Source organism: Amycolatopsis sp. NPDC003731 (assembly GCF_053586895.1).
The window spans coordinates 11,877-18,697 of the sequence record NZ_JBSFNC010000164.1; the positions used below are offsets into that span (position 1 = coordinate 11,877).

The 6,821-nt window shown below is 70.9% G+C and carries 6 protein-coding genes; 5 read left to right on the forward strand and 1 reads right to left on the reverse strand.

All coding sequences use genetic code 11. The features are described 5' to 3' along the window. Positions 1–496 precede the first annotated feature (496 nt). The 5 genes from ACWDN5_RS40145 (at position 497) to ACWDN5_RS40165 (ending at position 6,386) form a co-directional block, all read left to right on the forward strand. Positions 497–1,564 carry an NAD(P)-binding domain-containing protein gene (locus ACWDN5_RS40145; protein ID WP_449679952.1) on the forward strand — a complete coding sequence of 356 codons (1,068 nt, stop codon included), beginning with the start codon at positions 497–499 and terminating at the stop codon, positions 1,562–1,564. A 233-nt stretch (positions 1,565–1,797) separates the two neighbouring features. After that, positions 1,798–2,370 carry a TetR/AcrR family transcriptional regulator gene (locus ACWDN5_RS40150; RefSeq protein WP_310974516.1) on the forward strand — a complete coding sequence of 191 codons (573 nt, stop codon included), beginning with the start codon at positions 1,798–1,800 and terminating at the stop codon, positions 2,368–2,370. Positions 2,371–2,638: 268 nt separating this feature from the next. Continuing rightward, the gene (locus ACWDN5_RS40155) at positions 2,639–4,198 is read left to right on the forward strand and encodes a discoidin domain-containing protein (protein WP_449679953.1); all 1,560 of its coding nucleotides are present in this window, start codon (positions 2,639–2,641) and stop codon (positions 4,196–4,198) included. An 8-nt stretch (positions 4,199–4,206) separates the two neighbouring features. Then, positions 4,207–5,436 (forward strand): MFS transporter, encoded by a 1,230-nt coding sequence (locus tag ACWDN5_RS40160; RefSeq protein ID WP_449679954.1) that lies wholly within the window; start codon positions 4,207–4,209, stop codon positions 5,434–5,436. Beyond that, the gene (locus ACWDN5_RS40165) at positions 5,433–6,386 is read left to right on the forward strand and encodes a hypothetical protein (RefSeq protein WP_449679955.1); all 954 of its coding nucleotides are present in this window, start codon (positions 5,433–5,435) and stop codon (positions 6,384–6,386) included. Before ACWDN5_RS40160 ends, ACWDN5_RS40165 begins: the two co-directional genes overlap by 4 nt. Here the strand turns inward: ACWDN5_RS40165 and ACWDN5_RS40170 are convergent. Continuing rightward, a partial coding sequence (locus ACWDN5_RS40170) for a thiamine pyrophosphate-dependent enzyme (protein WP_449679956.1) occupies positions 6,371–6,821 on the reverse strand: 451 nt, incomplete at its 5' end. The genes ACWDN5_RS40165 and ACWDN5_RS40170 overlap by 16 nt on opposite strands.

Here is a 6,821-nt window from a genome sequence, read left to right on the forward strand (position 1 = left end):
GCTGGTTGCGCCCGAGGGGAAGGCGGGCTTGGGTTGGGGGTTGGGCGTCTTGGGGGTGGCGACGCTGGTCGGGCCCGAGGGGAGGCGAGCTTGGGCTGCGGGTTGGGCGTCTTAGGGATGGCGATGCTGGTTGCGCCCGAGGGGAAGGCGGGCTTGGGTTGGGGGTTGGGCGTCTTGGGGGTGGCGACGCTGGTCGGGCCCGAGGGGAGGCGAGCTTGGGCTGCGGGTTGGGCGTCTTAGGGATGGCGATGCTGGTTGCGCCCGAGGGGAAGGCGGGCTTGGGTTGCGGGTTGGGCGCCTTGAGGGCGGCACGCCGGTTACGTCGAGGTCAGGGCGAGCGTGGGCCTCGGGTTGGAGCGCGGGATGGTGGTCGCGACCGGGGCGGGGCGGCTTGAGCTGCGATGCCGGGGCGGAAGGGGACGCCCGGCCTGGCCGCGGCCCGGGCGGTGTGATGTAGGGCGCGAAATATGCCGGTGCCGTGGGTGTTGACTCCGTTATGAGCGGCGCGGATCACGAAACGGATGTTGTGGTCATCGGGGCCGGGCAAGCCGGGTTGTCTGCCGCCTATCACCTGCGGCGGGCCGGGTTCGGGAACCGGAGCGGGTTCGTTGTTCTCGACCACGGGAAGCGGGCCGGGGGTGCCTGGCAGTACCGGTGGCCGTCGCTGGTTCTCGGGAAAGTCCATGGCATTCACGACCTTCCCGGGATGGCCTTCGGCTCTCCCGACGTGACGCGTCCGGCCTCCGAGGTCGTCTCCGAATACTTCGGACGGTTCGAAAGCGTTTACGACCTTCCCGTTCTGCGGCCCGTCGACGTGCAGTCCGTGACGCGGGCGGGGGAGCGGCTGGTCGTCTCGAGCCCGGCCGAGTCGTGGGCCGCGCGGGCCGTCATCAGCGCCACCGGGACCTGGGACCGGCCCTTCTGGCCGCGCTATCCCGGCCAGGAGACCTTCGCCGGGCGGCAGCTGCACACCGCCGACTACGCCGGGCCGGAAGACTTCCGTGGACAGCGGGTTGTCGTCGTCGGGGGTGGGGCCTCCGCCGTTCAGCTGCTCATGGAGTTCGCGCCGCTCGCCCGCGCGACCGCCTGGGTGACGCGCCGGCCGCCCGTCTGGCGGGACGAGCCCTTCAGCGAGAACTGGGGACGCACCGCCGTCGCCAAGGTCGACGAGCGGGTGCGGGCCGGGCTGCCGCCCGAAAGCGTTGTCAGCGTCACCGATCTGGCCGTGACGCCGGAGGTGCGGGCCGCGCGGGCGGCCGGCATCCTCGACCGGCGGCCGATGTTCGAGCGGATCACGCCCGGCGGCGTCGTCTGGCCGGACGGCGAGCGGTTCGACGCCGACGTGATCCTGTGGGCCACCGGGTTCCGCGCGGCGATCGACCACCTGGCCCCGCTGCACGTGCGCGAACCCGGCGGTGGCATCCGGATGGACGGCACGCGGGTGGTGCTCGAACCGCGCCTGCACCTGGTCGGGTACGGGCCTTCGGCGAGCACGGTCGGCGCCAACCGGGCCGGCCGGGCCGCGGTGGCGGAGATCCGGAAACTGCTGCGCTCGGAGCGGTGAAGGTCTTCGCCGGACGGTGACGGCGCGGGTGTCAGGAGCCATGGGGCCCACGCTACCGAACATCTGTGCGAACACCATCGCTGGATCGGGTGATCTTGTCCGGTCAAAAACCCTTGCCCCGCAGGGGAAACCTCAGCGCCGGTCGGCGAAATGTCCAGGCCGGTGGTGCCGAGCTTCACGGGGGCGACTCAGGGAGGATTCTCCGCACGTCGGCGATGCGGCATGATCGGGGCATGACCGACGGTACGTACGGCACCCAGCGCAAGGCCGCCGCGCGCAACCGGATCGCCATCATCGAGGCCGCTCACGAGCTGTTCGCGCAGAACCCGCTGGTGCCGCTGAGCGAGGTCGCCAAGCGCGCCGGTGTGGGCGCCGGGACCCTCTACCGCCACTTCCCGACCCGCGAGGACCTGATCCTCGGCGCCTACCAGCACGACATCGAGCGCCTGACGACCACGGCCGACGACGTGCTGGCCCGCCATTCGTCGGCGAAGGCCGCTTTCGTCGAGTGGTTCGAGACGCTGTCGGCCTACATCCGCGTCAAGCACGGGCTCGGGGACGCGCTGCACAGTGCCGCGGCCCAGGAGCTGATCAGCGCGTCGTGGGCGCCCACGACGGCCGCCGTCAAGAAGCTCGTCGACGCCTGTGTGGCCGAGGGCTCCATCGCGCCCGGGCACGACCCCGCCGACATCGTCATGCTCATGAGCTTCCTGTGGCGGGTGGCGAACAACGACGACGGCGCGGCTCAGGGGCGGCGGCTGATCGCCGCGGTCTTCCGAGGTCTTCAGGCGCCTCCGGCCGGCTGACCGGTCCCGGCGCACGGAGCAGTGTGCCGCTCACCGGTACCCGCGCTGAGCTGCGGAAAGCGTGAAAAACTCACCCTCTTGACCGATTCAAGGACAAGACAAGTCTTGTCAGCCGGAACGGACCCTCGCTACAGTCCGCTTAGTTAGGAAACTTTCCTAACTGTTTTCCTCTCGTTAACCGACGCCGCAGCCCACCCGCCACCGCCAGGCCCGCAAGGAGCGCGACGTGCCGTCCACTCGCTTACGCCCGTTAACCCGACTCACCCCGGTGCTCGCCGCCGTGGTTCTGTTGCCGTCCGCGATCGCCGCGGCCGCCACCACCCAGGCCGCCGATGTCCTGCTGTCGCAGGGAAAGCCCGTTGCCACCTCGACCACCGAAAGCTCGTCCTACGCGGGCGCCAAGGCCGTCGACGGCAGCACCACCACCCGCTGGGCCAGCGCCGAGGGCGCCGATCCCCAGTGGCTGCGGATCGACCTGGGCCAGTCCGCGAGCATCCACCGCGTCGTCCTCAACTGGGAGGCCGCCTACGCGAAGAAGTACCGGATCGAGGTCTCCGACGACGGCACGTCGTTCACCACGGCCGCCACCGTCGACACCGGCGACGGCAAGATCGACGACCTCGGCGGCCTCACCGCCCGCGGCCGCTTCGTGCGCTTCGTCGGCCTCACCCGCGCCACCAGCTACGGCTACTCCTTCTGGGAGATGCAGGTCTACGGCAGCACGGACTCCTCCGGCGACACCCAGGCCCCGAGCACCCCGGCCGGCCTCGCCGCGGGCACGGCGACCGCCACCAGCGTCCCGCTGACCTGGGGCGCCGCCACCGACAACGTCGGCGTCACCGGGTACGACGTCCTCCGCAACGGCACGGCCGTCGCCACCAGCGCGACGACGTCCTACACCGACACCGGGCTCACCCCGAACACGAGCTACACCTACGCGATCCGCGCGCGCGACGCCGCGGGGAACGCCTCACCCGCGAGCACGCCGATCACGGTCAAGACCGCGGCCGGGAGCGCCGGATTCGTCCTCGCGGCGGCCGGGGACATCGCCGAGCAGTGCACCGCGAGCAGCTCGAGCTGCGTCCACCCCAAGACCGCGAAGCTCGTCGAGAACATGAACCCCGCGGCCGTGATCACCATGGGCGACAACCAGTACGACGACGCCCACCTTTCGGACTTCAAGTCCTACTACGCCACGACGTGGGGCAAGTTCAAGAGCAAGACCAAGCCGATCCCGGGCAACCACGAGACCTACGACGACACGCCGTACAAGGGCTACGACGACTACTTCGGCGCCATCGCGAAGCCGCAGGGCAAGCGGTACTACAGCTGGGAAATGGGCAACTGGCACTTCATCGCCCTCGACTCCAACGACTTCGCCACCCACGAATTCGGCCCGAGCGAGCAGCTGACCTGGCTGAAGCAGGACCTCGCGAACAACACCAAGGGCTGCGTCGCGGCGTACTACCACCACCCGCGGTGGAGCTCCGGTGACCACGGCGACAACCCGGACAGCATCGACCTGTGGAACCTGATGGTGGCCAACAAGGTCGACCTCGTCCTCAACGGACACGACCACGACTACGAGCGGTTCGTCCCGCAGAACGCCGACGGCAAAGCGGACGCGAACGGCCCGGTCGAGATCGTCGGCGGGAGCGGCGGCGCCAACCTGTACGACCTGAGCCCGGCCCACGCGACGACGGCCAAGCTGCTGAAGACCTTCGGCGTCCTGAAGCTGTCGATGACGGACACGACGTTCCAGTCGCAGCTCATCGGCGTCGACGGCAAGGTCCTGGACAGCAGCCCGACCTACACCTGCCACCAGTAGGCCCGGCCATGTACATCGCGGCAAGCCGTACCTCGGACCTGGCGTCGGGAACCGACCGGAAACCGGCGCTGAAGCGGGTGTCCGCCAACGTGGTGGCGCTCGGGGTGGTCAGCCTGGTCACCGACGTCTCCTCGGAGATGGTCACCGCCGTCCTCCCGCTCTACCTGGTGCTCGGCCTCGGCCTCAACCCGCTGCAGTTCGGGCTGCTCGACGGGCTCTACGCCGGCGCCACCGCGGTCGTGCGGGTGCTCGGCGGGCACCTCGCCGACCGGTGGCGGCGGCTCAAGGCGGTCGCCGGGTTCGGGTACGGCTTGTCCGCGGTGTGCAAGCTCGGCCTGGTCGCCGCCGGTTCGTCGGTCGCGGCCATCGGCCTGGTCCTCGCCGCCGACCGCACCGGCAAGGGACTGCGCACCGGCCCGCGCGACGCGCTCATCTCGCTGTCCAGCGAGCCGGCGACCCTCGGCCGGTCGTTCGGCGTGCACCGGGCGATGGACACCGTCGGTGCGTTCCTCGGCCCGCTGGTGGCCATGGCCGTGCTCGCCGTCAGCCTCGGCAGCTACACCAGCGTGTTCTTCACCAGCTTCTGCATCGCGGCCATCGCCGTGCTGCTGCTGGCGCTGTTCGTCCGCGACCGGCCCGGCGGCGTCGACCGCGCGGCGGTGTCGGTGAGGACCGCGTTCGGCCTGTTGAAGCAGCAGGACTTCCGGCGCGTCGCGCTCTGGGCGGCGCTGCTGGGCCTGGTGACGGTCGGCGACTCGTTCGTCTACCTCGTCCTGCAGCGGCGCTGGGAGATCGCGGCGACGTACTTCCCGCTGCTGCCGCTGGGCACCGCCGGGGTCTACCTCCTGCTGGCCGTCCCGCTCGGCAAGCTCGCCGACCGCATCGGCCGCTGGCCGGTGTTCCTCGGCGGGCACGTGGCCCTGTGCCTGGCCCTGGTGCTGCTCTGCGGCCCGGTCTACGCGGTGCTCCCCGTGGTCGCGCTCGGCCTGCACGGCGTGTTCTACGCGGCCACCGACGGCGTCCTGATGGCCGCCGCCGGCCCGCTCATCCCGGCCGGCCTGCGCGCGACCGGGCTGGCCGTGGTGCAGACGGGCCAGGCCGCGGCCCGGATGCTCTCCTCCGTCCTGTTCGGACTGGCGTGGACGCTGTGGGACCTGCGGCCCGCGGTGCTCGTCGCCGCGGCCTGCCTGGCCGTCGTCGCCCTCGCCGCCGCCTTCGCGAAACCGGTGCGCCCGTGAAGAAACTCGTCTTCGCCCTCACCGGCACGGCCCTCCTCGTGGCCGCCGCCGTCACGTACACGCTCAGCGCGCGGCACGACACCGCGGCCGCCGAACCCGCGGCCGCGTTGACCCTCGCCCCCGGCCAGTTGTTCTTCCGCGACACGGCCACCGGCCGCGTCGGCGCCGTCCCGCTCGCCGAAACCACGGCAAAACCGCAGCTCAGCGGCCTGAAGTGCGACCGGTTCGCGGTGGCCGGGCAGACCGCGGTGTGCCTGGCTGTCCGGCCCGGCACGCTCCCGGCGATCACCGACGTCCTCGTGCTCGACGACCACCTCGCCGTCCGCCACACCGAAACCCTGCCCGGCACGCCGAGCCGCGCGCGCGTCTCCCCAGATGGCAAACGCGTCTACTGGACGCTGTTCGTCACGGGCGACTCCTACGCCCAGACCGGCTTCTCCACCCGCGCCGGGCTCTACGACGTCGAGACCGGACGGCTGGTCAAGACGATCGAGGAACTGCCGGTCTTCAAGGACGGCGAACGCTACTTCGCGGCCGACGTCAACTACTGGGGCATCACCTTCGCCCCCGACGGAAACCGCTTCTACGCGACCCTCGGCAGCAAAGGCAAGACGTACCTCGTCGAGGCCGATTACGGGCGCTACCGGGGCAAGACCCTCCGCGAGAACGTGGAATGCCCGTCGCTGTCCCCGGACGGCAAGTGGGTCGCCTTCAAGAAGAAGGTCGGCGACGGTGTCTGGCGGCTGTCGGTGCTGAACCTCGCGAGCATGAAGGAGACCGAGCTCGCCGAGACCCGCAGCGTCGACGACCAGGCCCTCTGGCAGGACGACCGCACGATCCTCTACGGGCTCGACAACGCCACTTGGGCGGTGCCGGCCGACGGCTCCGGCGCGCCCCGGCAACTGGTCGCCGGGGCGGTCTCGCCGGCCGTCACTCAGGACCCGAGGTAACGCACCTGGCCGCCCTTCCCGCGCTCGTAGCCCTCCCGCCCGGCCAGGTGCGCGGGCACGCCGACCTCCCACCAGGCCCCGGCTTCGGTCCACGCCGACGGCTGCGTCCTCACCACGACGACGGCCGGCCGCCGTTCCGAGACGGCCGCCTCGCGAGCCGACGCGTACGCCTCCCGGAGGGAGTCCACAGTGGACGCCGTGAACACCACGCAGCCCAGTGACTCCGCATGGCGCGCGAAGTCGACCCGCGGCGGCGAAGCGTGCGAAGTCGTGCAGTCGGCGTAGAAGTTGTTGAACGGCTTCCCGCCTTGCCCCTCCTGAAGCCGCGCGATGACGGCGTACCCGTCGTTGTCGCACACCACCGCGACGAACGGATGGCCCGCGAACGCGGCCGAGAACAGTTCCGAGTTCAGCATCAGGTACGAGCCGTCACCC

Excerpts from the sequence above, each read along its gene's own strand:
- ACWDN5_RS40145 (WP_449679952.1), top strand. The coding sequence starts at position 497 with ATGAGCGGCGCGGATCACGAAACGGATGTTGTGGTCATCGGGGCCGGG.
- ACWDN5_RS40150 (WP_310974516.1), top strand. The coding sequence starts at position 1,798 with ATGACCGACGGTACGTACGGCACCCAGCGCAAGGCCGCCGCGCGCAAC.
- ACWDN5_RS40160 (WP_449679954.1), top strand. The coding sequence starts at position 4,207 with ATGTACATCGCGGCAAGCCGTACCTCGGACCTGGCGTCGGGAACCGAC.